Source organism: Cobetia sp. D5 (genome assembly GCF_035666195.1).
In the GTDB taxonomy this organism is placed as follows: domain Bacteria; phylum Pseudomonadota; class Gammaproteobacteria; order Pseudomonadales; family Halomonadaceae; genus Cobetia; species Cobetia amphilecti.
Genome location: NZ_CP142020.1, coordinates 3,797,411 through 3,821,724, shown reverse-complemented (window position 1 = coordinate 3,821,724; position 24,314 = coordinate 3,797,411). Strand labels below are relative to the sequence as shown.

At 63.4% G+C, this 24,314-nt stretch carries 18 protein-coding genes and 1 pseudogene; 17 read left to right on the top strand and 2 right to left on the bottom strand.

All coding sequences use genetic code 11. The annotated features are described in order from the left end of the window. Positions 1 to 88 precede the first annotated feature (88 nt). Both U0O11_RS15790 and map read right to left on the bottom strand, forming a co-directional pair. Complete coding sequence (locus tag U0O11_RS15790; protein WP_279835875.1) at positions 89 to 2,800, bottom strand: [protein-PII] uridylyltransferase; 2,712 nt, start codon at positions 2,798 to 2,800, stop codon at positions 89 to 91. A gap of 5 nt (positions 2,801 to 2,805) precedes the next feature. After that, complete coding sequence (gene map, locus U0O11_RS15785) at positions 2,806 to 3,597, bottom strand: type I methionyl aminopeptidase (protein ID WP_043333030.1); 792 nt, start codon at positions 3,595 to 3,597, stop codon at positions 2,806 to 2,808. A 315-nt stretch (positions 3,598 to 3,912) separates the two neighbouring features. On the opposite strand from map, the gene rpsB reads away from it, so the two are divergent. The 17 genes and pseudogenes from rpsB (at position 3,913) to accA (ending at position 24,167) form a co-directional block, all read left to right on the top strand. Continuing rightward, positions 3,913 to 4,647 (top strand): 30S ribosomal protein S2, encoded by a 735-nt coding sequence (rpsB, locus tag U0O11_RS15780; protein WP_043333027.1) that lies wholly within the window; start codon positions 3,913 to 3,915, stop codon positions 4,645 to 4,647. Positions 4,648 to 4,825: 178 nt separating this feature from the next. Next, positions 4,826 to 5,695, top strand: a complete 870-nt coding sequence (tsf, locus tag U0O11_RS15775) for a translation elongation factor Ts (RefSeq protein ID WP_043333025.1) — start codon at positions 4,826 to 4,828, stop codon at positions 5,693 to 5,695. 116 nt (positions 5,696 to 5,811) lie between these two features. After that, on the top strand, positions 5,812 to 6,549 hold the full coding sequence (gene pyrH, locus U0O11_RS15770; protein WP_225347344.1) for a UMP kinase: 738 nt from the start codon (positions 5,812 to 5,814) through the stop codon (positions 6,547 to 6,549). Between the two features lie 4 nt (positions 6,550 to 6,553). Further along, positions 6,554 to 7,111, top strand: a complete 558-nt coding sequence (frr, locus tag U0O11_RS15765; protein WP_043333023.1) for a ribosome recycling factor — start codon at positions 6,554 to 6,556, stop codon at positions 7,109 to 7,111. A 54-nt stretch (positions 7,112 to 7,165) separates the two neighbouring features. Beyond that, a complete protein-coding gene (gene uppS, locus U0O11_RS15760; RefSeq protein ID WP_043333020.1) occupies positions 7,166 to 7,909 on the top strand; it encodes a polyprenyl diphosphate synthase in 744 nt (247 codons plus the stop codon). Beyond that, entirely contained in the window at positions 7,909 to 8,712 is an 804-nt protein-coding gene (locus tag U0O11_RS15755; protein WP_279835877.1) for a phosphatidate cytidylyltransferase, read from the top strand. Before uppS ends, U0O11_RS15755 begins: the two co-directional genes overlap by 1 nt. Further along, entirely contained in the window at positions 8,709 to 9,962 is a 1,254-nt protein-coding gene (ispC, locus tag U0O11_RS15750; protein WP_324690684.1) for a 1-deoxy-D-xylulose-5-phosphate reductoisomerase, read from the top strand. Before U0O11_RS15755 ends, ispC begins: the two co-directional genes overlap by 4 nt. Before the next feature lie 88 nt (positions 9,963 to 10,050). Then, complete coding sequence (gene rseP, locus U0O11_RS15745) at positions 10,051 to 11,406, top strand: sigma E protease regulator RseP (protein WP_279835879.1); 1,356 nt, start codon at positions 10,051 to 10,053, stop codon at positions 11,404 to 11,406. Between the two features lie 245 nt (positions 11,407 to 11,651). Next, on the top strand, positions 11,652 to 13,988 hold the full coding sequence (gene bamA, locus U0O11_RS15740) for an outer membrane protein assembly factor BamA (protein WP_192839168.1): 2,337 nt from the start codon (positions 11,652 to 11,654) through the stop codon (positions 13,986 to 13,988). Positions 13,989 to 14,133: 145 nt separating this feature from the next. Further along, positions 14,134 to 14,646 (top strand): OmpH family outer membrane protein, encoded by a 513-nt coding sequence (locus U0O11_RS15735; protein ID WP_279835881.1) that lies wholly within the window; start codon positions 14,134 to 14,136, stop codon positions 14,644 to 14,646. A gap of 92 nt (positions 14,647 to 14,738) precedes the next feature. Then, positions 14,739 to 15,776, top strand: a complete 1,038-nt coding sequence (lpxD, locus tag U0O11_RS15730; RefSeq protein ID WP_043333012.1) for a UDP-3-O-(3-hydroxymyristoyl)glucosamine N-acyltransferase — start codon at positions 14,739 to 14,741, stop codon at positions 15,774 to 15,776. Between the two features lie 193 nt (positions 15,777 to 15,969). Further along, complete coding sequence (gene fabZ / locus U0O11_RS15725) at positions 15,970 to 16,413, top strand: 3-hydroxyacyl-ACP dehydratase FabZ (protein ID WP_043333010.1); 444 nt, start codon at positions 15,970 to 15,972, stop codon at positions 16,411 to 16,413. Next, entirely contained in the window at positions 16,410 to 17,177 is a 768-nt protein-coding gene (lpxA, locus tag U0O11_RS15720) for an acyl-ACP--UDP-N-acetylglucosamine O-acyltransferase (RefSeq protein WP_043333008.1), read from the top strand. Before fabZ ends, lpxA begins: the two co-directional genes overlap by 4 nt. A gap of 2 nt (positions 17,178 to 17,179) precedes the next feature. Beyond that, positions 17,180 to 18,331 (top strand): lipid-A-disaccharide synthase, encoded by a 1,152-nt coding sequence (gene lpxB / locus U0O11_RS15715; RefSeq protein WP_107335918.1) that lies wholly within the window; start codon positions 17,180 to 17,182, stop codon positions 18,329 to 18,331. A 101-nt stretch (positions 18,332 to 18,432) separates the two neighbouring features. Next, a pseudogene (rnhB, locus tag U0O11_RS15710) lies at positions 18,433 to 19,077 on the top strand (ribonuclease HII); the annotation flags it as partial. A gap of 359 nt (positions 19,078 to 19,436) precedes the next feature. Next, positions 19,437 to 22,937, top strand: a complete 3,501-nt coding sequence (gene dnaE, locus U0O11_RS15705) for a DNA polymerase III subunit alpha (RefSeq protein ID WP_279835885.1) — start codon at positions 19,437 to 19,439, stop codon at positions 22,935 to 22,937. Positions 22,938 to 23,213: 276 nt separating this feature from the next. Then, a complete protein-coding gene (accA, locus tag U0O11_RS15700; protein WP_043333001.1) occupies positions 23,214 to 24,167 on the top strand; it encodes an acetyl-CoA carboxylase carboxyl transferase subunit alpha in 954 nt (317 codons plus the stop codon). Positions 24,168 to 24,314: the final 147 nt, after the last annotated feature.

Genomic DNA, 24,314 nt, shown 5'->3' with positions numbered 1-24,314 from the left:
GATTATAGGGAAGCCGGCCGGTCCCCTCAATCGCGGGGTGCCGGCCGGCGCTTTCCCTCTGTACTCTCGTCACGTGCCGTCGCGCGTCTCAGCCGCGCTCGCCGACCTCGAGGACTTCGGTGAGGGCGTCACGCAGACGTGTCTGGCGCTCGGGGTCGGTGATGGGCTCGCCGGCGCGGTCGGTGATGAAGAAGATATCCTCGACGCGCTCGCCGAGGGTGGCGATCTTGGCGGCATCGATGGCGATCTCGTGCTCCATGAACACGCGGCCGATGCGCGCCAGCAGGCCCGGGCGGTCCGAGGCGATCACTTCCAGCACGCTGCGGCCGTTGGTGTAGTCCTGACTCAGCGTGATGCGCGGCGCGATGCGGAAATGCTTGAGCTGGCGCGGCGTGTGGCGATTGACGATCACCGAGTAGTCATCCGGGTCATCCAGCTCTTCGACCAGATGGGTGCGGATATCGGCCAGGCGCGCGGCGTCGCGGATCGGCTCACCGTCATCGTCGAGCAGGATGAAGGTGTTGAGCGTCCAGTTGTGACTGGAGGTGGCGATGCGTGCATCGTGGATCGAGAGCCCCAGCTGCTCCAGCGCCGCGGCGGTGGCCGCGAACAGGTTGTCCACCGAGCGAGTGTGGATGAAGACCTTGGTGCCGCCTTCGGTCATCTCCTCGGTGGGCGCGCTGGTCAGTACCAGCGGCAGCGGCTCGCCATGCTCGTCGAGCTGCGGTGCCGCCTGGCGCGCGAGGATGCCCTGGGTGTGCCAGGCCACCTCGCTGGGCGCATAGCGCACGAAGTAGTCGTCGCCGAGGCTGGCCCACAGCGCCTCGGCGTCAGTGCGGGTGGTGCCCATGCCGGCCAGCAGGGACAGCGCTTCCTCACGGGTCTCGGTGATCCACTCGTGGCGCTCCGGCGGATGCTCGAGGCCACGGCGCAGCGCCCGGCGCGTCTCCATGTGCAGCTGGCGCAGCAATGCCGCACGCCAGCCGTTCCACAGCGACGGGTTGGTGGCGTTGATGTCGGCCACCGTCAGCACGTAGAGATAATCGAGGTGCGTCTCGTCGCCGACGATCTCGGCGAAGCGCGTGATGATCTCGGGGTCGGCGATGTCCTGCTTCTGCGCGGTCATCGACATCAGCAGGTGGTGGCGCACCAGCCAGCTCAGGGTGCGGGTGTCGCGCGGGCTGAGGTCATGACGGCGCGCGAAGTCCTCGACTTCCTCGGCACCGATCTCGGAGTGGTCGCCGCCACGGCCCTTGCCGATGTCGTGATAGAGCCCGGCGATCCACAGCAGCTCCAGCTTGGGCAGCTCGCGGATCAGGGTCGCGGCGACCGGGAATTCCTCCTCGGCATCGGGGGCGCGGAATTCCTGGGCGACCTTGAGCAGGCGCAGGGTATGCGCATCGACGGTGTAGACGTGGAAGAGGTCGTGCTGCATCAGCCCCACGGCGCGCCCGAAGGCCGGCAGGTACTTGCCGAGGATGCCGTAGCGCGCCATGCGCTTGAGTACGCGGGGCACGTTGCCGCCACAGCGCATCAGCTCCATGAACAGGCTCTGGTGGCGCACGTCGTCGCGGAAGGCGTCGTCGATCTGGTGGCGATGATCACGCAGCGCGCGGATGGTGTCGGCGCGCACACCCTCGATCTCCGGGTGCTGCGCCATCAGCAGGAACAGCTCCAGCAGCGCGGCGGGGCGGCGGCGGAACACGCCTTCCTCGCGCAGGCTGATGTAGCCGCTGCGGATCTCGAAGCGTGGATTGAGCGGCACGATGTTGACCGGCTCGTCATGACGCAGGATGGCCTCGTCGAAGTGCTGCAGCAGCATGTCGTTGAGGCCCGCCAGGGCGGTGACGTGGCGGTAGTAGCGCTTCATGAACTGCTCGACCGCCAGATGCTCGGGCGTGTCGCGGAAGCCGAACAGCTCGGCGATGGTGCGCTGGTGGTCGAACAGCAGCCGGTCCTCGGCGCGTCCGGCCAGCATATGCAGCGCGAAGCGCACCTGCCACAGGAAGGCCTGGCCCTGGCTGAGAATGCGCAGTTCGGCATCATTCATGAAACCCAGCGCGACCAGGTTGTCGTAGCGCTCGACCCCGAAGTGACGCTTGGCGACCCAGCCGATCATCTGGATATCGCGCAGGCCGCCGGGCGACGACTTGATGTTGGGTTCGAGGTGATATTCGGTGTTGGCGAACTTGTGGTGGCGAGCGATCTGCTCCTGCCACTTGGCCTCGAAGAAGGCTTCGGCCGGCCACAGACGGTCGGTGGCCAGACGTTCGCGCATGGCCTCGCGCAGCCGCTGCGGGCCGGCGATGACACGGGATTCCAGCAGGTTGGTGATCACGGTGACATCGGCGCGTGCCTCACGCTCGCAGTCACTCAGCGAGCGCACGGACTGGCCGATCTCGAGACCGATGTCCCACAGGAAGGTGATGAAGTCGGACAGCGCCTCACGATAGGGCGTGTCGTCGTCCTGCTCCAGCAACAGCAGCAGGTCGATGTCGGAATGCGGGTGCAGCTCGCCGCGGCCGTAGCCGCCCACGGCGAGCAGGGCGATGCCGTCATCCGGCCAGGTCTGGCGCTGCCAGGCGATGGCCAGCAGGCGGTCGATGGCGCGGGCACGACCATGGATGAGGTCGCGGATGTCGGCGCCCGCCTTGAAGCGAGCCTCGAGACGCTCCTGTACCTGTGCCAGAGCCCGCTTGAAAAACGGGATGGGTGTCTTCGTCGTGGCCAGCTCGCCGTCGAAGGTGACGGCATCGTAGAGCGCTTCACGCTCGACGAAGTGATAGTGGTGCAGGAGCATCTTGATCAACCCTCGAGGAAGGAGAGGTCCTCTTCCGTGCGACGTGTCAGTACCTCGACGCCGGTGGCGGTGACCAGCAGGGTGTGCTCCCACTGGGCCGAGAGGCTCTTGTCCTTGGTGACAGCTGTCCAGTCGTCCTTGAGGACCTTCACTTTGTAGCCACCGACATTGACCATCGGCTCGATGGTCAGGCACATGCCTTCCAGAAGCTCGGCGTCGGCACGGGCTTCGTAGCCGTCATAGTGCAGCACCTGCGGGTCTTCATGGAAGCCGGCGCCGATACCGTGGCCGCAGAAGTCACGCACGACACTGTAGCCCGCCGCTTCGGCATGCTTCTGGATCGCGCGACCGATTTCTGACAGGCGTACGCCCGGGCGTACCAGCTCGATGCCTTTATAGAGGCATTCCTGGGTGACGCGGCACAGACGCTCGGCCTGGATGCTCGGCTCGCCGACGATGTACATCTTCGAGGTGTCGCCGTGATAGCCGTCCTTGATCACGGTGATGTCGATGTTGAGGATGTCGCCTTTCTTGAGCTTCTTGTTGTCATCGGGGATGCCGTGACAGACCACGTGATTGATCGAGGTGCAGATCGATTTCGGGAAGCCGTGGTAGTTGAGCGGCGCCGGAATGCAGCCCTGAACTTCGGTGATGTGGTGGTGCGCGATGCGGTTGAGCTCGCCCGTGGTGACGCCGGGACGGACATGCTCGTCGAGCAGCTCCAGCACTTCAGCCGCCAGACGGCCGGCGACGCGCATCTTGTCGATTTCTTCAGCTGTCTTGATGGGAATGTTCATGAGGACTCGAGGCAGGAGATAAGAGGGATGAAACGCCGCCAGGCCGCGCGTGACGGGGGAATGGCGCGACGCATCGCATGCCGCGTCGGGCAGTGGCGACTTCATATCGTGGTCGAGCTATGGTATAAAGCCGCGCGCTTTCCTGCAAATTCTCCTCGATCGGCCACCTCCGGGCGCCTGGCCGAGGCGAGATTGAAGGACTGACGTACATAACCCCAATCCACACACGTTCCGTCACATGGTCCCGGGTGCCGCGCAAGCGGTCGGATCCATGGGGGACGTGGAGGCCCAACCCGATATCCAGGAGATATTCACATGGCGCAAGTCAACATGCGCGATCTGCTCAAGGCAGGCGCACACTTCGGTCACCAGACCAAGTACTGGAACCCGAAGATGTCCAAGTTCATCTTCGGCGCTCGCAACAAGATCCACATCATCAACCTCGAGCACACCCTGCCGGCGCTGAACGAAGCCGTGTCAGTGGTCGAGAAGATGGCTGCCAATGGCAACAAGATCATGTTCGTGGGCACCAAGCGCGCTGCCGGCAAGATCATCAAGGAAGAAGCTCGCAAGGCTGGCCAGCCGTACGTCAACCATCGCTGGTTGGGCGGCATGCTGACCAACTTCAAGACCATCCGTCAGTCCATCAAGCGCCTGCGTGAAATCGAGCAGATGCATGAAGACGGTACCTTCGCGAAGCTGACCAAGAAAGAAGTCCTGATGGCCACTCGTGAGCAGGACAAGCTCGAGCGCTCCATCGGCGGTATCAAGGACATGGGCGGCCTGCCGGACGCAATGTTCGTGATCGACGTTGACCACGAGCGCATCGCGATCAACGAAGCCAACAAGCTGGGCATCCCGGTCATCGGCGTCGTCGATACCAACTCCAACCCGGACGGCGTGGACTACGTCATCCCGGGTAACGATGACTCCATCCGCGCCATCCAGATCTATGTCCAGGCAATTGCAGGCGCCTGTGGCAAGAACAAGGAAGAAGAGCTGGCCGGTGAGTTCGTCGAAACTGCTTCTGAAGAAGACGCAGCAGAGTGATCCTGGCGGCTTGATCTGACTGTCACAAACGCTGCGCTACACTAAGTGCGGCATGGCCTAGCCAGGTGGCAGTCAGGTCAGGCAATGAGGGGGCCACGGCCCCCTTATTTGCGACCGTTCAGCGGTCGTGACCGAATTCCCGTATTCAAAGACGTCGACACGACAGAGGTTTCATCCCATGGCAGCTATCAGCGCATCTATGGTCAAGGAACTGCGTGAGCGTACTGCGCTCGGCATGATGGAATGCAAGAAGGCTCTTACCGAAGCCGGTGGCGACATCGAGCTGGCGATCGAGAACCTGCGCAAGAACTCCGGCCTGAAGGCCGCCAAGAAAGCTGGCCGCGTGGCCGCTGAAGGCGCCATCGTCATCAAGGTCGCCGACGACGCCAGCTACGGCGTGATGGTCGAAATCAACTCCGAGACCGACTTCGTCGCTCGTGATGACAATTTCAAGGCCTTCACCCAGCTGATCGCCGATCGTGTGTTCGCTACCAAGAACACCGACATCGCTTCCCTGATGGAAGGCGAGCTGGAAGACACCCGTGGTCAGCTGGTTCAGAAGATCGGTGAGAACATCTCCGTTCGTCGTGCCGAGCTGGTCGAAGCGCCGGCTGGCGGCGTCGTCGGTGGCTACGTCCACGGCGGCCGCATCGCTGCGCTGACCCTGCTGAACGGCGGTACTGGTGAAGCAGCCAAGGACGTCTCCATGCACGTCGCAGCCGTCAACCCGGTCTGTGCACGTCCGTCCGACATGCCGCAGGAACAGATGGACGCTGAAAAGGCCATCATCCTTGCTCAGCCGGACATGGCAGGCAAGCCGGCGGAAATCGCCGAGAAGATGTCCCAGGGTCGTCTGAAGAAGTACCTGGCTGAGAACAGCCTGACCGAACAGCCGTTCGTCAAGGATCCGAACCAGACCGTCGCCGAGTTCGTCAAGGCAGCCGGTGGTGAAGTGGTATCCTTCGTACGCATGGAAGTCGGTGAAGGTATCGAGAAGGAAGAAGTCGACTTCGCAGCTGAAGTCCGCGAGCAGGCCAGCCGCGCGTAAGGGCTGACTGTTTTCGCTTCTCATGATGGCGTGCGCATAGTCGCACGCCATCGTGTATCTGGCCCCCGCCTTCGGGCCGCCCCGTTCCCCGTATGTCAGTATCAGGAGAGATTCGCATGGCCACCATTTCCGCTGAACGCAATGCCAAGTACAAGCGCATACTGCTCAAGCTTTCCGGTGAGGCCCTGATGGGCGATGGCGATTTCGGCATCGACCCCAAGGTGCTGGATCGCATGGCGCTGGAAATCGGTCAGCTGGTGGGCATCGGCGTCCAGGTCGGCATCGTCATCGGTGGCGGCAACCTGTTCCGTGGCGCAGCCCTGCAGGAAGTCGGCATGGAGCGTGTGACCGGTGACCATATGGGCATGCTGGCGACCGTGATGAATGGTCTGGCGCTGCGTGATGCGCTGGAACGCTCCAACATCCGTTCACGCGTGATGTCTGCCATCCCGATGAGTGGCGTGGTAGAACATTATGATCGCCGTACCGCCATCCGTTATCTGACGTCTGGCGATGTGGTCATCTTCTCCGCCGGTACCGGCAACCCGTTCTTCACTACCGATTCCGCTGCCTGTCTGCGCGGTATCGAGATCGACGCGGATGCCGTCATCAAGGCAACCAAGGTGGATGGTGTCTACGACAAGGACCCGGTCAAGTTCCCGGATGCCGTGAAGTACGACAGCCTCAGCTACGATGATGCGCTGGACCAGAAGCTTGGCGTGATGGATTTGACCGCCATCTGCCTGGTACGTGACCATGACATGCCGGTGCGGGTGTTCAACATGAACAAGGCAGGCGCGCTGCTCAACCTGGTGGTGGGTGGCAAGGAAGGCACGCTGATTGATAGAGGGTAAGACTGTGATCAACGACATCAAGAAAGACGCCGAATCACGCATGAAGAAGACCATCGAGTCCCTCGGTGCCGCCTTCGGCAAGATCCGTACGGGGCGTGCGCATCCCAGCATCCTGGATGCCGTGACGGTCGATTACTATGGTAGCCAGGTACCGCTGAATCAGGTGGCCAACATCACCACCGAAGATGCGCGCACCCTGACTGTCGTGCCGTGGGAAAAGCCCATGGTGCCGAAGGTCGAGAAGGCCATCATGACTTCTGACCTGGGTCTCAACCCGTCCACCGCCGGTGACGTGATTCGCGTCCCGATGCCGATGCTGACGGAAGAGACGCGTCGCGGTTACACCAAGCAGGCGCGTGCAGAAGCGGAAAACGCCCGCGTGGCGCTCCGCAATGTGCGTCGTGACGCCAATGGCGACATCAAGAGCCTTCTCAAGGACAAGGACATCTCCGAAGACGATGCACGTCGCGGAGAAGACGAGATCCAGAAGCTGACCGACAAGTATGTGGCGGAAGTCGACAGTGCTCTGGAGCACAAGGAAACCGACCTGATGCAGGTCTGATCGGGTCTGCCGCCGGCGTTTGCCGGCGGCATCCGGTGCTCGTAGCGAGACCCCATGACGTCACCGAATTCCCCCTCCACGCCACGCCATGTGGCGATCATCATGGACGGCAACAACCGCTGGGCGAAGTCCCGCGGCTGGGCTGGCATACGCGGCCATCGCGCCGGTGCCGAAACCGTCCGCAGTACCATCCGTCGCGCTGCCGAGCAGGGCGTGGAAGTGCTGACCCTGTTTGCCTTCTCCAGTGAGAACTGGAAGCGCCCGGCCAATGAAGTCAGTGCGCTGATGGAGCTGTTTCTGCTGGCGCTCAAGCGCGAGGTCAAGAAGCTTCATCGCCACGATATCCGACTCTCGGTCATCGGCGAGCGCAGCCGTTTTTCCAATTCGATTCAAAAGCATATCCAGAGCGCCGAAGACATGACGCGCGGCAATCGCGGCATGCACGTGGTGATCTGCGCCAATTATGGCGGCCGTTGGGATATCGCCGAGGCCGCCCGCCGTCTGGCGGAGCAGGTCGAGCGCGGCGAGCTCAAGGCAGCGGACATCGACGAGTCACGTCTCGGGGCGGAAGTGTGCCTGAGCGAACTGCCGGAGGTGGATCTGTGTATCCGCACCAGCGGTGAGCAGCGCATCTCCAACTTCCTGATCTGGCAGCTGGCCTATGCCGAGTTCTATTTCTCGCCCGTACTGTGGCCTGATTTCGATGCGGCGGCCTTCGATGAAGCGCTCAGCGCCTACGCCCTGCGTCAGCGTCGTTATGGCATGACCAGCGAACAACTCGACGCCGAGGGGCTCTAGTGCTCAGACAACGAATCATCACCGCGCTCATTCTCGCGCCGCTGGCGCTGTGGGGGCTGTTCGGCCTCGACGGTGCCGCCTTCGCCACCTTCACCGGGGCTGTCGTCGCGCTGGCCGCCTGGGAGTGGTCCAACCTGTCTGGCGTGCGTGCCGGCATGGCGCGTCTGCTGTTCCCGCTGGTGCTCAGCGTGCTGATGCTGCTGGTCTGGCAGTTCGATGGCGCTCTTGCGCGTTGGCCGCTGTATCTGGCGGCACTGGCATGGCTGGTCAATCTGCGCTGGGTAATGCGCTATCCGGCCGCCAGTCAGGAATGGCAGGCGACCGGCGTGCGGCTGGGCGTCGGCGTGCTGGCACTGCTGCCGACCTGGTTCGGCTTCGTGCAGCTCAAGGCCAGTGGCGGTGAGTGGCTGCTGTATGTGCTGCTGATGGTGTGGGCGGCGGATATCGGTGCCTACTTCTCCGGCAAGCGCTTCGGCAAGCGCAAGCTGGCGCCGCGCGTCAGCCCGGGCAAGTCCTGGGAGGGCGTCTACGGTGGTCTGGTGGCCACCGGCCTGCTGGCGACCGGCTATGCGCTGGCGGGGCTGGCCGACTGGCTGCCGCTGCTGCTGGTCACGCTGGGCGTGACGGCCGTCTCGGTGCTGGGTGACCTGCTCGAGAGCATGTTCAAGCGCCAGCGTCAGGTGAAGGACTCAAGCCATCTGCTGCCCGGTCATGGTGGCGTGATGGACCGCATCGACAGCCTGACCGCGGCGGTGCCGCTGTTTGCCCTGCTGTTGCCGTGGGTGCTGGGAGGTGGTGCGTGAGCACGAATGTGAACGTGAACCACGAGATTCCTCATGAGGCGCCTGCGCTGCAGCGCATCACCATTCTCGGTGCGACCGGCTCCATCGGGTCCAGCACCCTGGATGTGATCGCGCGCCATCCCGAGCGTTATCGGGTGCATGCGCTCAGCGCTGCCACGCGTCACGAGGCGCTGCTGGAGCTGTGCCTGACGCATCGCCCGCAGGTGGCGGTGATCGCCTCGTGCGAGGCGGCTGCGTGGCTCAGTGAGGCGCTCAAGGGCGTCGAGAGCTATCAGGGCACGCCCATCGAGGTGCGCCATGGTGAGCAGGCACTGGTCGACATCAGCGAGGCGCCTGAAGTCGATAGCGTGATGGCCGCCATCGTCGGTGCGGCTGGCCTGTTGCCGACACTGGCGGCGGTGCGGGCTGGCAAGCGCGTGCTGCTGGCCAACAAGGAAGCGCTGGTGTGTGCCGGGCAGCTGTTCATGGATGCGGTGAAGCAGCACGGGGCGACCCTGCTGCCGATCGATTCCGAGCACAACGCCATCTTCCAGTGCCTGCCGGGCCAGCATCGTGATGGCCTGGCGCCGATCGGCGTCGAGAAGCTATTGCTGACCGCCTCCGGCGGCCCGTTCCGCGATGATGCCGAATGGCCTGCCGAGCGGCTGGCGACGGTGACGCCGGACGAGGCCTGCGCGCATCCCAACTGGTCGATGGGGCGCAAGATTTCCGTCGATAGCGCCACCCTGATGAACAAGGGCCTGGAGCTGATTGAGGCCTGCTGGCTGTTCGCCTGCGGGCCGGACGACATTCAGGTGGTCGTGCATCCCCAGAGCGTGATTCACTCGATGGCGGCCTACAGTGATGGCTCGGTGCTGGCCCAGATGGGCAATCCGGACATGCGTACGCCGATCGCCTATGCGCTGGCGTGGCCGGAGCGTATCGATGCCGGCGTCGAGCCGCTGGACCTGTTTCAGGTCGCGCGTCTCGATTTCCGTGCCGCCGACGAGACGCGCTTCCCGTGTCTGCGGCTGGCGCGCGAGGCCATCGCGGCAGGCGGCACCTGGCCTGCGGTGATGAATGCCGCCAACGAGGTGGCCGTGGCCGCCTTCCTCGAGGGTCGCCTGGCCTTCGATCGAATCCCGGCAGTGGTGCAGGCCGTCATGCAGGCGCGTCCGCCACTGGCGGTGGATGGCCTCGAGGTGATTCTCGCCGAAGACGCGGCGGCGCGTGAGCTGGCTGCCGCCGAGTTGGCCCTCGCCGGGCCCTGAAATCCTATCTTGCACTGTCTTGTCACTTTCTTCGTGAGCGTGGCAAGGCAGGCTGCCCATCTCGGGCACCAATCTCCAGGAGCGCGTGATGGGTGTGATCCAGAATATTCTTGCCGTGATCGTCGTGTTGGGGGTGTTGATCACCATCCATGAGTACGGTCATTTCTGGGTCGCGCGTCGTTGCGGCATCAAGGTGCTGCGCTTCTCCATCGGCTTCGGCAAACCCTTCTGGTCGTGGACCGATCGCCACGGCACCGAGTACGGGATCGCCGCCATCCCGCTGGGTGGCTACGTCAAGATGCTGGATGAGCGCGAGGGGCCGGTCGATCCGACCGAGCGTCATCTGGCCTTCAATACCAAGTCGGTGTGGAAGCGTATCGCCGTCGTCTCGGCGGGCCCGCTGGCCAACTTCCTGCTGGCCATCGTCGCCTACTGGGCGCTGTTCGTCGCCGGTACCACCACGGTGGTGCCGATGGTCGGTGCCGTGGCGCCGGACTCGCCGGCTGGCCGCGCCGGCCTTGCGCCGAAGACCGAGATCGTCGCCATCAATGGTCAGGCCACTCCCTCGTGGGATGAGGTCAACCTGCGCTTGATCGGTGCGATTGGCGATGACAGCCTGACGCTCACCACGCGTGCCGAGGGTGCCAGCGCCACGCACGAGCAGTCCCTCGACGTGACACGCTTCCTGGTCGATCAGGATCCGCCGCGTCCGCTGGTGACGCTGGGCATCACGGCCTGGCGTCCTCAGCTGCCGGCGGTGCTGGGGCGTGTGCTGGACGGTGGCGCCGCTCAGGCGGCAGGCCTGCAGGCCGGTGACCGCATCGTCAGCATCGATGGCACCCTGGTGGTCGACTGGATCGATTTCGTCGAGCGCGTGCGCGGTGCGCCGGGTGAGACGCTGTCGGTGCTGGTGGCGCGTGATGGCAAGGAAGAGACGCTGTCACTGACACCCGCCAGCAATTCGCTCGATGACGGGCGTGTGGTGGGGCAGGTCGGCGCCGGTGTCGAGAACGTCAGCTGGCCCGAGCAGTATCAGCGCGAGCTCAGCTTCGGACCGCTGGCGGCCGTCGGACAGGCCGTCGGCAAGACCGGCGAGATGACGGTGCTGACGCTGGATTCGATCCGCAAGATGCTGGTTGGTCTGATCGCACCGTCCAACCTGTCTGGTCCGATCACCATCGCGCGTATCGCCGGCGACACGGCGCGCTCCGGCCTCGAGGCCTTCCTCGGCTTCATGGCCTATCTCTCCATCAGCCTGGGTGTCCTCAACCTGCTGCCGATTCCGGTGCTGGATGGCGGGCACCTGCTGTTCTATCTGGTGGAAGCCGTGCGCGGCAAACCACTTTCGCAAGAGGTCCAGAATGCGGGGCTGAAGATCGGCATGGCGCTGGTCGGTTCCCTCATGCTGATGGCCATCTACTTCGATCTCATGCGTCTTTGGTGACGGATTCGGGGAGCCATCAGCACGTGATGGCTCCCGCAGGATGAACCGAATCTGAACTGTCGATGCCCATGGGGGTCAATTCATTGCACGGGCTGGTCAATGCGATCAACTCCCGTCATCATGCCCACACGACTTCGGCCCCGATTGCCGATCCTCACTCGTAGCTGTCTTGTCAGTTGCAGGGGGTTGTGTATAAGGTGCCTGTTCACCCAAGCGGGCGGAATCCAGAGAAGCGAAGCGACTGCATGAAACTCAAGACCATTGGATTGGCAGCTGCGCTGCTCGGGGCCAGTCAGGGCGCCTTGGCCGCATCTTTTAAAATTTCGGACATCCGGGTAGAGGGCCTCCAGCGCGTGTCTGCGGGCACCGTCTTCAACGCCTTCCCCGTCTCCGCGGATCAGAATGTGGAAGAAGAGGACCTGTCGTCGGCTGCGCGTCAGCTGTTCGACACGGGCCTGTTCGACGACATCCGCCTCAAGCGTGATGGCGATGTCCTGATCATCGATGTGGTCGAGCGTCCGACGATCTCCAAGATCGAGATTGACGGCAACTCGCAGATTCCCGATGAAGACCTGCGCAAGGGCCTCAAGGAAGCAGGGCTGGCCGAGGGTCAGGTTCTGCAGCGCTCCACGCTGGAAGAGATGCAGCGTGAGCTCGAGCGTGTCTACCAGGCTCAGGGCCGCTACAGCGCGCGTATCGAGACCTCTGTCGAGGAACTCGAGCGCAACCGCGTACAGGTCAACATCGACGTCAAGGAAGGCGCGATCGCCAAGATTCATCAGATCAACATCGTCGGCAACGATGCCTTCGATGACGAGACCCTGCGCGAACAGCTGGAGCTGGAAGACAAGCCGAGCTGGTTCTTCGGCTGGTTCTCCGATGATGAATACTCGCGCGAGAAGCTGACCGGCGATATCGAGACCCTCAAGTCCTGGTATCTCGATCGCGGTTACGTCAACTTCCAGGTGCGCTCGACCCAGGTGTCCATCTCGCCGGACAAGTCCGAGATCTTCGTCACCATCAACGTCGATGAAGGCAAGCCGTACAAGATCGGCAATATCGGCTTTGCCGGTGACCTGAAGATGAAGGAAGAGCGCGCCCGCGATCTGGTCAAGCTCGCCCCGGATGCCCTCTATTCCCAGCGTGATGTGACCGCTTCCAGCGAGGCGCTGCGCCAGGCACTGGGTGCCGACGGCTTCGCCTTCGCCAAGGTCAACGCGGTGCCGGAGGTCAACGAAGAGAGCGACACCGTCGATCTGACCTTCGCGGTCGACCCCGGCAAGCGCGCCTACGTGCGTCGCATCAACTTCAAGGGCAACACCACCACTGCAGACGAAGTGCTGCGTCGTGAGATGACCCAGCTGGAAGGTGCACCGGCCTCCACCGACAAGATCAAGCAGTCCAAGCAGAAGCTTGAGCGTCTCGGCTTCTTCAAGCAGGTCGATGTCGACACGCGTCCTGTCGCCGGCGAGCCGGACCAGCTGGACGTCAACTACAACGTCGAGGAGCAGCCGTCAGGCTCGATCTCGGCGTCGGTCGGTTTCTCCCAGGGTGACGGTGTCATCTACGGGGTGGGCCTGTCGCAGAAGAACTTCCTGGGCACCGGTAACGAAGTCAACATCAACGCCCAGAAGTCGGATGACTACACCAACGTCAGCTTCGGCTATACCGACCCGTACTGGACGCTGGATGGCATCTCGCGCGGCTACAACATGTTCTACCGCAAGGTGGATTACGACGATGATGACGACGTCGCCAGCTACGCGACCGACAGCTTCGGTGGCGGGATCAACTTCGGTTACCCGATCAACGAGCTGTCACGTCTGAACTTCGGCGGCGGTTACGAGTTCGTGCGCGTCAAGGACTTCGACGACAGCCCGGCGGAGGTCACGCAGTTCATCGAGGATGAAGGCGAAGACTTCAATCTCTACAAGCTGACGGCCAGCTGGTCTCGCAACAACCTCAATCGTGGCATCCTGCCCACGGCGGGCAGCTCTCAGCTGCTGTCGCTGGAAGTGGCGGTGCCGGGCTCCGATGCGGATTACTACAAGCTCCGCTACAAGGGATCCAAGTACTTCGAGCTGAGTCAGGACTGGTCACTCAAGTTCCGTACCGAGCTGGGCTATGCCAACTCGTTCTCCGGCGATACCTATCCGTTCTTCAAGAACTTCTATGCCGGTGGTCTGGGCAGCGTGCGTGGCTACAGCTCCAATACCCTGGGGCAGTCCACCACTGAGCAGAACGATGGTGACGACGATACCATCGGCGGCAACATCCTGATCGAAGGTGGGGTGGACCTGATCTTCCCGATGCCCTTCATCAAGGACAAGCGCTCGGTGCAGCCGTCGTTCTTCGTCGATGCCGGTAACACCTATCTGACGTCGTGCTACGACGTGAGCTCCAGTGACACCAGCAGCTGTGAGAGCGGTGTCGACCTGGGCGAGCTGAATTACAGTGCCGGTATCGGCCTGTCGTGGATCACGCCGGTAGGCCCGCTGACCTTCAGTGTCGCCCAGCCGATCGGTGACGATGACGACGATGACACCGAAATCTTCCAGTTCTCGCTGGGCCAGACCTTCTAAGGCCGTACGAGGCCGTACCCGCTTGAGCCGGTGCGGCCTTCGTCACGACCACCGGCGGCGCTGTCCCTGTTCCGTCGCCGGTCCTCGCACCGTCGGTCGCTGAGTCATCAGTGACTGAACAACAGGCCTACAAGGAGTTTGTGTGATGCGTAAATTGACCCGCGCCCTGTGTCTGGCTGGTGGCCTTGCCGCCATGGCGACTCCGATGCTGGCACAGGCCACCGAAGTCGCGGTCCTCGACTGGCGCCAGGCGCTGTTGAGTTCCGACTCGGCCAAGATTTCCATGAACCAGCTCAAGAATCAGCTGGCCGGCAAGCAGGACCAGGCCAAGGCACTCGCCAAGGAACTGGAATCCCTGCAGGCCAAGCTGCAGAAGGACGGCGCCGTGATGTCCGATTCCGAGCGTCAGTCCGTGCAGCAGCAGCTGCGCCAGAAGGGCGGCCAGTTCCAGCAGCTGCGTGGCCAGGTCCAGCAGCAGCAGCAACAGGCGGAGCAGGCCTTCCTCAAGCAGTCCAAGCCGAAGCTCGACAAGGCCATCCAGCAGGTCGTCGACAAGCATGGCATCGAGCTGCTGGTCGACCGCAATGCGACGGTCTACAGCAAGGACGGTATGGACCTGACCAATGAAGTGACTCAGGTGTTCAACTCGCTCAACTGAGTACATCCCGCGCGCGCAAGCGTGCGGGATGTGTTGCATCCGAGCATGCCAACGCGAATGCGAGCCAGAGGCGCTCAGCGCCCAGAGACAGAATGAAAAAGCGACAATTCTCTTACACTCTCGAGGATCTGGCTCAGCGGCTGGGCGCTCGTCTCGTCGGTGACCCGGCTGTCCGGGTCACCGGCCTGTCGACGCTGGTCGATGCTGAGCCCGGCGATATCGCCTTCCTCGCCAATCGCGCCTACCTCAAGTATCTCGGGGAAACCGCCGCGACTGCCGTGCTGCTGCATGAAAGCCATCTTGAAGAGTGCAAGGGCAATGCCCTCGTGCTGGACAATCCGTATCTGGCCTACGCTGAGCTGTCGCGTCTGTTCGATCCGCTGGCGGTCGAGCCTCAGGCGAGCGTGCACGCCAGTGCCGTCATCGACGAGACCGCAACCCTGGGGGCCAATGTCGAGGTCGGCCCGCAGGTCGTGATCGGTCCGGGCGTCAGCATCGGCGACAACACGCGCATTCACGCGGGTTGCGTGATCGGGGCTGACAGCGTGTTGGGCGAGGGCTGTCTGCTGCACCCCAATGTCACGCTCTATCATGGCGTGGTGATCGGGGCGCGCGCGGTACTCCACAGCAGCTGCGTGATCGGTGCCGATGGCTTCGGCTTTGCCCACGATGGCAAGGGCTGGCACAAGATCGCCCAGCTCGGTGGCGTGCTGATCGGCGATGATGTCGAAGTCGGCAGCTGCACCAGCATCGATCGTGGTGCGCTCGGTGACACCATCATCGGCAATGACGTCAAGATCGACTCCCAGGTCCAGATCGCGCACAACGTGCAGATCGGTGACCACTCGGCGCTGGCGGGCTGTGTCGGCATCGCCGGCTCCACCAAGGTCGGTCGCTACTGTCTGATGGGCGGTGGCGTGGGGCTGGCGGGGCACCTGGAGATCGCCGATGGCGTGCAGGTGACCGGCATGAGTCTGGTGACCAACTCCATCACCAAGCCGGGCGTCTATTCCTCCGGCACTGGTGCGATGGATAACGGCCTGTGGCGCAGAAATGCCGTACGTTTCAAGCAGTTGGATCAGTTGGCGCGACGCTTGAATCAGGTCGAGAAGAGTTTGAAGGACAAGTAGTACTGCAAGCCCGGGTAGTACCTGTCCAGAGCAGAGTCTCGCACCTGCTTGGCGCACTGTCGGGCAATGAGCGGCTGCCAGCCACGCGCAAGGACGCTATAATGCGCGCCATTGCCCGAACGGCGGTCCGGACCGTCATTACATGCCTGCCCGCGAGCGGCAGGCATTTCGTTATTTCAGAGGTTGCAAGCCAATGGTTATGGACGTCAACGAGATCCGTGAGTATCTCCCGCACCGCTATCCTTTCCTGCTGATCGATCGTGTCATGGACCTGACCCTTGGCGAGTTCATCGTCGCGCGCAAGAACGTCAGCATCAATGAGCCGTTCTTCAATGGTCACTTCCCGGAGCACCCGATCATGCCGGGCGTTCTGATCGTGGAAGCCATGGCTCAGGCGGCGGGTATTCTCGGCTTCAAGACCGTCGACAAACGTCCCGCCGATGGCTACATCTATTATCTCGTCGGAAGCGACAATGTGCGCTTCAAGCGCCCGGTGATGCCGGGTGACCAGCTCGAGATCAGCGCCCGCGTGCTGCGCGAGAAGCGTGGCATCTGGAAATTCGCCTGTCAGGCCAAGGTCGACGGCGATCTGGTCTGCGAGGCCGAAATCATCTGTGCCGAGAGGAAGGTCGCTTGATACATCCTACTGCCATTGTCGATCCCGGCGCCCGCCTGGCCGATGATGTCGAGGTCGGCCCGTTCTGCGTGATCGGGGCTGATGTCGAGATCGGCGCTGGCACGGTGGTGGGGCCGCATGTCGTCATCAAGGGCACCACCGTCATCGGTGAGCGCAACCGTATCTTCCAGTTCGCGTCAGTGGGCGAGGACTGTCAGGACAAGAAGTACGCCGGTGAGCCGACGCGCCTGGAAATCGGGGATGACAACGTCATCCGCGAGGGCGTGACCCTGCATCGCGGCACCGTCCAGGATGCCAGCCTCACGCGTATCGGCAGTCGCAACCTGTTCATGGCCTACTCGCATGTCGGCCATGACTGCATCATCGGTGACGACTGCATCATGGCCAATCAGGCGACGCTGGGTGGCCATGTCCATCTCGGCAACCACGTCATTCTGGGCGGCCTGTCGGCGGTGCATCAGTTCTGCCATATCGGCGAACATGCCATGGCGGGTGGTGGCTCCATCATCACCAAGGACATCGCGGCCTTCGTGATGGTCAATGGCCATCCGGCGGAAGCGCATGGCCTCAACAGCGTTGGCCTCAAGCGTCGTGGCTTCAGCCGCGAGACCATCTCCGCGCTGAACACGGCCTACAAGACGGTCTTCCGTCAGGGGCTGACGCTGGCCCAGGCCCTCGAGCAGCTGGAAGCCGAGCCGCCGCTGGCCGAGCGCGATGTCTTCATCGCCTCGCTCAAGGCGTCCACTCGCGGACTGACTCGCTGAGCATGCGCATCTACCTGGTAGCCGGGGAACTCTCCGGTGACATCCTCGGTGCCAGCCTGATGCGCGCGCTCAAGGCGCGCTATCCCGATGTCGAGTTTCGTGGCATCGGCGGTCCGCGCATGCAGGCCGAGGGCTTCGACAGCCTCTATCCGCTGGAAACCCTGTCGGTGATGGGGCTGGTCGAGGTGCTCAAGCATCTGCCGGCGCTGATCAAGGTGCGTCGCCATCTGTTGCGCGACGCCCTTGAGTGGCAACCCGACGTGATGATCGGCATCGATGCCCCGGACTTCAATCTGGGGCTCGAGCTGCGCCTGCGCAAGCAGGGCATCACCACCGCGCACTACGTCAGCCCCTCCGTGTGGGCCTGGCGTCAGGGGCGCGTGAAGACCATTCGCCGCGCCGTCGATCGCATGCTGACCTTCCTGCCCTTCGAGGCCGCCTTCTATCGTGAGCATCAGGTGCCGGTGACCTTCGTCGGCCATCCGCTGGCCGATGAGTTGCCGCTCGAGGATGATCGCGCTGCTGCCCGTGGGCAGTTGGGGATCGACCCGGAAGTGCAGCTGCTGGCGGTATTGCCGGGCTCCCGCGCCAACGAGATCCGCTTTCTCGGCGAGACCTTCCTGGCCGCCATCGAGCGCCTCTGTCAGCGTTACCCCGGCCTTGAGGTGGTGATCCCGGCGGCCACGCCGCTGCGGCGCACCGAGCTCGAGTCCCTGATGGCGGAGCGTGAAGGGCTGGATCGCAGTCGCATCCATCTGGTGGATGGCCAATCGCGTGAAGCGATGACCGCCGCCGATGCCGTGCTGCTGGCTTCCGGCACGGCGGCACTCGAATGCCTGCTCTGTCACCGCCCGATGGTGGTGGCCTATCGCATGGCGCCGATGACGCATCGCATCGCGCGGCATATGGTCAAGACCGAGTGGATTTCCCTGCCCAATCTGATCGCCCGCGAGACGCTGGTGCCGGAGCTGATCCAGGACGCCGCCACGCCGGAGTCCATCGAGGAAAGCCTTGCGCCATTGCTGTCGCGTGCCGCCGGTGACGTCGCCCGCCAACGAGAACTGCGTGAGCGTTTCACCGCCATGCATCGTGAACTGACCTGTGATGCCAGCGCCGCGGCCGCCATCGCCATCGGTGAACTGGCCGGACGCTGATCCCGCGTGTCGCCGCCAGACATTGCGCTACCCTTGATTGAATCACCTCGACAGGCAGATCGCATTGGCGCTCTGCCTGTTGTCTTACGCCTTGAGATATCATGACCGACTCTGCCGACAGCCACGCCACCACGCCTTCTGCGCGCAAGCGTAAACCCGCCGATGATTTTCCGCCGCTGGTGATTCCCTATCAGGGGCAGTTGCTGGCCGGTATCGACGAGGTCGGGCGTGGGCCGCTGGTCGGCCCGGTGGTGGCGGCAGCGGTGATTCTGGACCCGAATGACCCCATCGAGGGCATCACCGACTCCAAGAAGCTCAGCGAGAAGAAGCGTCTGGCCCTCTACGAGCAGATTCGGGCCCGTGCCTGGGCGTGGGCGATCGCCGAGGCCACCAGTGACGAGATCGATGAGCTGAACATCTATCAGGCCACGCACCTGGCCATGCGGCGCGCCATCGATGCATTGGGCGTGCGTCCGGAATACCTGCTGGTGGATGGCAACCGCCTGCCGGGACACGAGGTTCCCGGCATGGCGGTGGTGAAGGGTGATCTGCGCCACGCTGCCATCGGCGCAGCCTCGATTCTGGCCAAGGTGCATCGTGACGCCCAGATGGCGGCGCTGGATTCACACTTCCCCGCCTATGGCTTCGCGCGTCACAAGGGCTACCCGACCCGTGAGCATCAGGCCGCCATCGAGGAACATGGCATCCTCACCCTGCATCGCAAGAGCTTCGGACCGGTCAAGCGACTGTTCATGTCGGGGCACGTGCCACAGGCCGTGCCGCCGGACGCGCTGATCGCGCTTCCGGCCCCGGAGCCGAGCGAGGCAAGCGAGGCGAGCCAGCAGCCCACGGCAAAAAAGCCGCCAGCCGTGGTCTGACTGATGCTAGTGAGACCACGGCATCCCCGTCAGTCGAGCCTGCCCGGGCGGATGCTGCGCCTTCAGATGCTATGCCTTCAGGCGATGGCGCTGACAGGCTATCCTTGAAGCCCGAGCCCGAGCCCGAGCCCGAGCCTTCAACCTCGCAGCCGCCGGCACCCGCAGCGACGACAGCACCCGCCGCAACCGAATCCTTCACCGTCACGCCGACTTCACGAGCCGATTCCATGACCACGCCCTTTGTTCACCTGCGCGTTCACACCGAGTTCTCCCTCGTCGATGGTCTGCCCGGCGTCAAGCCGCTGATCAAGGCGACCGCCGCGGCGGGCCAGCCGGCTGTCGCGGTGACTGACGAGGCCAACCTGTTCGGGCTGGTCAAGTTCTACTCCAATGCGCGCGCTGCTGGCATCAAGCCGATCATCGGTGCCGACATGTGGCTGATCAATCCCCAGGATGCCACACGCCCGTATCGCCTCACGCTGCTGGCGATGAACGACACCGGCTATCGCAACCTCACCGAGCTGATCTCGCGCGGCTGGACCGATGGCCAGAAGCAGGACCGCGCCTACCTCGAGAAACAGTGGATCTTCGAGCAGGCCGAGGGCCTGATCGTGCTGTCCGGTGGCCGTGAAGGCGAGATCGGCCGTCATCTGCTGTCGGACCACGAAGACAGCGCCCGGGCACTGCTCGGTGAGTGGAAGGCGGTGTTCGGGGATCGCTTCTATCTGGAGCTGACCCGCACCCAGCGTCAGTACGAGGAAGAGTGCCTGCACCTGTCGGTGGCGCTGGCCGAGGCCACCGATACGCCGGTGGTCGCCACCAATGATGTGCGCTTCCTCAAGCGGGAGGACTACTGGGCCCACGAGACGCGCGTCTCCATCGGCGAAGGCAAGGCGCTGGATGACCCGCGGCGCGAGACCCGCTACAGCGATGAGCAGTACCTGAAGAGCGCCGAGGAGATGAGCGAGCTGTTCTCCGACATTCCCGAAGCGCTCGAGAACAGTGTGCTGATCGCGGCGCGCTGCTCGGTGACCGTGCAGCTGGGCACCTACTTCCTGCCCGAGTTCCCGGTGCCGGAAGGCATGACGATGGACCAGTTCTTCCGCAAGGTCTCGCATGATGGCCTGACGGAGCGCCTCGACAAGCTGTATCCCCACGCCAGGCATCCGCGCGACAGCGAGGCCTGGGCCGAGATCGAGCAGCGCTATCGCACGCGGCTGGATTTCGAGCTCGACATCATCCTGCAGATGGGCTTCCCCGGTTACTTCCTGATCGTCATGGACTTCATCCAGTGGGGCAAGGACAACGGCGTGCCGGTCGGCCCGGGGCGTGGTTCCGGTGCCGGCTCGCTGGTGGCCTACGCCCAGAAGATCACCGATCTGGACCCGCTGGAATATGACCTGCTGTTCGAGCGCTTCCTGAACCCGGAACGTGTCTCCATGCCCGACTTTGACGTCGATTTCTGCATGGAGAAGCGTGACCGCGTGATCGATTACGTGGCCGAGCGCTACGGGCGCAACGCGGTCTCGCAGATCGTCACCTTTGGCACCATGGCCGCCAAGGCCGTGGTGCGTGACGTGGCGCGTGCCCAGGGCAAGCCCTACTCGCTGGGCGACAAGCTCTCCAAGCTGATTCCCTTCGAGGTCGGCATCACGCTCGAGAAGGCCATCGAGCAGGAGCCGCAGCTCAAGGAATTCATCGACAACGACGAGGAAGCCCAGGAAATCTGGGAGATGGCGCTCAAGCTCGAGGGCACCACGCGCGGCACCGGCAAGCACGCCGGCGGCGTGGTGATCGCGCCGACCAAGCTGACCGACTTCGCGCCGCTGCTGTGTGATGAAGACGGCAGCGGTCTGGTGGTCCAGTTCGACAAGAACGACGTCGAGGAGGCCGGGCTGGTCAAGTTCGACTTCCTGGGTCTGCGCACCCTGACCATCATCGACTGGGCGACCGAGATGGTCGACAAGATCCGTGAGCGGGAAGGGCTGGCGCCGCTGGATATCGATGACATCCCGCTGGATGACGCCAAGACCTTCGACATGCTGCAGAAGGCGGAGACGACGGCCGTCTTCCAGCTGGAATCCCGCGGCATGAAGGAGCTGATCAAGAAGCTCAAGCCCGACTGCCTGGAAGACATGATCGCCTTGGTGGCCCTGTTCCGTCCCGGCCCGCTGCAGTCCGGCATGGTGGATGACTTCATCAACCGCAAGCACGGTCGTTCCGAAGTGTCTTATCCACACCCGGATTACCAGCATGAGCTGCTCAAGCCGGTACTGGAGCCGACCTACGGCATCATCCTGTACCAGGAGCAGGTCATGCAGATCGCGCAGGTGCTGGCCGGCTATACGCTGGGTCAGGCCGACATGCTGCGCCGCGCGATGGGCAAGAAGAAGCCGGAAGAGATGGCCAAGCAGCGCGCCGGCTTCATGGAAGGCTGTGCGGGCAAGGGCATCGACAAGGACCTGGCCGGCAACATCTTCGACCTGGTGGAGAAATTCGCCGGTTACGGCTTCAACAAGTCGCACTCGGCGGCCTATGGTCTGGTTTCCTACCAGACCGGCTGGCTGAAGGCGCACTATCCGGGGCCGTTCATGGCCGCGGTGATCTCGACCGAGATGCAGACCATCGAGAAGGTGGTGCCGCTGATCGAGGAGTGCCGCCATATCGGCCTCACGGTCACGCCGCCGGATGTGAACATCGGCGGCTACAAGTTCACCGTCGACCTGGAAGGGCGCGTCGTCTACGGCCTGGGCGCCATTCGCGGCGTCGGCGAGGGCCCGATCGATGCCATCGTCAGCGCGCGCGCCGAGGGTGGCCCGTTCAGCGACATCTTCGATTTCTGCAAGCGCATCGACGCCAAGAAGATCAACAAGCGCACCTTGGAAGCGCTGATCCGCTCCGGCGCGCTGGACAACATCGGCCCGTCGCGTGCGGTGCTGATGCTGGCGGTGGAGGATGCGCTCAAGGCCGCCTCCCAGAATCACGCCAACAATGATGTCGGCATCACCGACATGTTCGGCGATGCCTTCAGCGAGCCGGAAACCGATGTCTACGCCGGCTATCGCAAGGCCCGCGAGTGGACCGACAAGGAGCGCCTCACCGGCGAGAAGGACACTCTGGGGCTTTATCTGACCGGCCATCCCATCGATGAGTACGAGGGTGAGCTCAAGCGCTTCATCAATGCGCGCATCAGTGATCTGAAGCCGTCGCGTGAGCCGCAGCGCATCGCCGGGCTGGTGATCGCCATGCGCACCATGAAGTCCAAGCGGGGCGACACCATGGCCTTCGTGACCCTGGATGACCGCACCGGGCGCATCGAGGCCTCGATGTTCGGTGAGCTCTACGATCAGGTGCGCAACAAGCTGGTGCCTGACAGCGTGGTGATCGTCGAGGGCGAGGTCAGCCAGGATGACTACTCCGGTGGCCTGCGTCTGCGCGGCAAGGACGTCACGCCGATCATCGATGCGCGGGCGCGCTTCGGTGAGGCGGTCGAGATGAGCATCGCCGCCGAGGACATCGGCGGTCGCTTCACCCAGCAGCTGACCACCTTGCTGACGCCACACCTGGCCAGTGAAGGCCTGCCGATGCGCCTGCGTTATCGCAACGCCGCGGCGGAGGCCTGGCTGGAGCTGGGCGAGCAATGGCGCGTTGCGCCCAGTGATGAGTTGTTGATCCAGCTGGGTGAGGTGGAAGGCCAGCGCGGTGTGCGCCTCAAGTACCGTGAGTGAGGTGCTGGCCGACAGGATGGTGCCTGTCTCGCCAAGCGGTGGGGCAGGCGCAGCACCGAGATGAGCGGCGTGGGCGCAGAGTTAATCCACGCCTAACAGGCGGGCAAGGTTTGCACCTGTCGAACAGGGTGCGATAATGCCTGTCCATCTTTTCCGTACCCAATTCCATGCCGACTGTGACCGCCGCGAGCCACAGATCGCCTGAGCGTGTGCTCAGGGGGAGTGACCCGGCCGACTCGCTTTCCTGGCTGCCCGAGACGACGAACGAAACGCCTTATGAATCCCAATTATCTGGACTTTGAACAGCCGATCGCCGAGCTGCAGGCCAAGATCGAGGAACTCCGTCTGGTCGGTAACGACTCCCAGGTCAACCTGTCTGACGAGATCGCTCGCCTGCAGGAAAAGAGCACCAAGCTCACCGAGTCCATCTTCAAGGACCTCGGCGCTTGGCAGGTATCTCAGCTGGCACGTCACCCGCAGCGCCCGTATACCCTCGACTACCTCGAGAATCTGTTCACGGACTTCGATGAGCTGCACGGCGACCGTCACTACGCGGACGACGAAGCGCTGGTCGGCGGTATCGCGCGCCTCGACGACAAGCCGGTGATGGTGATCGGTCACCAGAAAGGCCGCGACGTGAAGGAAAAGGTGCGTCGCAACTTCGGCATGCCGCGTCCGGAAGGCTACCGCAAGGCCTGCCGTCTGATGGAGATGGCCGAGCGTTTCAAGATGCCGATCCTGACCTTCATCGACACCCCGGGTGCCTATCCGGGCATCGGTGCCGAGGAGCGCGGTCAGTCCGAGGCCATCGCCTACAACCTGGCGGTGATGTCTCGCCTCAAGACGCCGATCATCTCCACCGTCATCGGTGAGGGTGGTTCCGGCGGCGCACTGGCCATCGGCGTGTGTGACGAGCTGAACATGCTGCAGTACTCCACCTACTCGGTGATCTCGCCGGAAGGTTGCGCCTCCATCCTGTGGAAGAGCGCCGAGCGTGCCGCCGATGCCGCTGATGCGATGGGCATCACTGCCTCACGCCTCAAGGAACTGGGCTTCGTCGACAACCTGATCAAGGAGCCGCTGGGTGGCGCGCACCGCAACCCGCAGTCCGCTGCCGACAGCATCAAGGCCGCGCTGGGCGAAGGTCTGGAGCGTCTTGGCGCCCTGGATACCGATGCCCTGCTGGAGCGTCGTTACCAGCGCCTGATGAGCTACGGCGCCCCGGCATGATGCCGGTGCCTCTCGCGTGATGCGCGATCGGTTCATGCCCGCGTGACCAGGACGCCTCCGGATTCTTCCGGGGGCGTTCTTGCGTTCAGGGCCGGCGCTTTCTTCTCCACTTCCTTTTCTCCTCCACTTCCTTCATCCGCTTCGCGA

Coding starts and splice junctions, on each gene's coding strand:
- U0O11_RS15790 (WP_279835875.1), bottom strand. CDS start 2,800: ATGCTCCTGCACCACTATCACTTCGTCGAGCGTGAAGCGCTCTACGAT.
- map (WP_043333030.1), bottom strand. CDS start 3,597: ATGAACATTCCCATCAAGACAGCTGAAGAAATCGACAAGATGCGCGTC.
- dnaE (WP_279835885.1), top strand. CDS start 19,437: ATGACCACGCCCTTTGTTCACCTGCGCGTTCACACCGAGTTCTCCCTC.
- uppS (WP_043333020.1), top strand. CDS start 7,166: ATGACGTCACCGAATTCCCCCTCCACGCCACGCCATGTGGCGATCATC.
- bamA (WP_192839168.1), top strand. CDS start 11,652: ATGAAACTCAAGACCATTGGATTGGCAGCTGCGCTGCTCGGGGCCAGT.
- accA (WP_043333001.1), top strand. CDS start 23,214: ATGAATCCCAATTATCTGGACTTTGAACAGCCGATCGCCGAGCTGCAG.
- tsf (WP_043333025.1), top strand. CDS start 4,826: ATGGCAGCTATCAGCGCATCTATGGTCAAGGAACTGCGTGAGCGTACT.
- lpxD (WP_043333012.1), top strand. CDS start 14,739: ATGAAAAAGCGACAATTCTCTTACACTCTCGAGGATCTGGCTCAGCGG.
- rpsB (WP_043333027.1), top strand. CDS start 3,913: ATGGCGCAAGTCAACATGCGCGATCTGCTCAAGGCAGGCGCACACTTC.
- pyrH (WP_225347344.1), top strand. CDS start 5,812: ATGGCCACCATTTCCGCTGAACGCAATGCCAAGTACAAGCGCATACTG.
- rseP (WP_279835879.1), top strand. CDS start 10,051: ATGGGTGTGATCCAGAATATTCTTGCCGTGATCGTCGTGTTGGGGGTG.
- U0O11_RS15735 (WP_279835881.1), top strand. CDS start 14,134: ATGCGTAAATTGACCCGCGCCCTGTGTCTGGCTGGTGGCCTTGCCGCC.
- lpxB (WP_107335918.1), top strand. CDS start 17,180: ATGCGCATCTACCTGGTAGCCGGGGAACTCTCCGGTGACATCCTCGGT.
- fabZ (WP_043333010.1), top strand. CDS start 15,970: ATGGTTATGGACGTCAACGAGATCCGTGAGTATCTCCCGCACCGCTAT.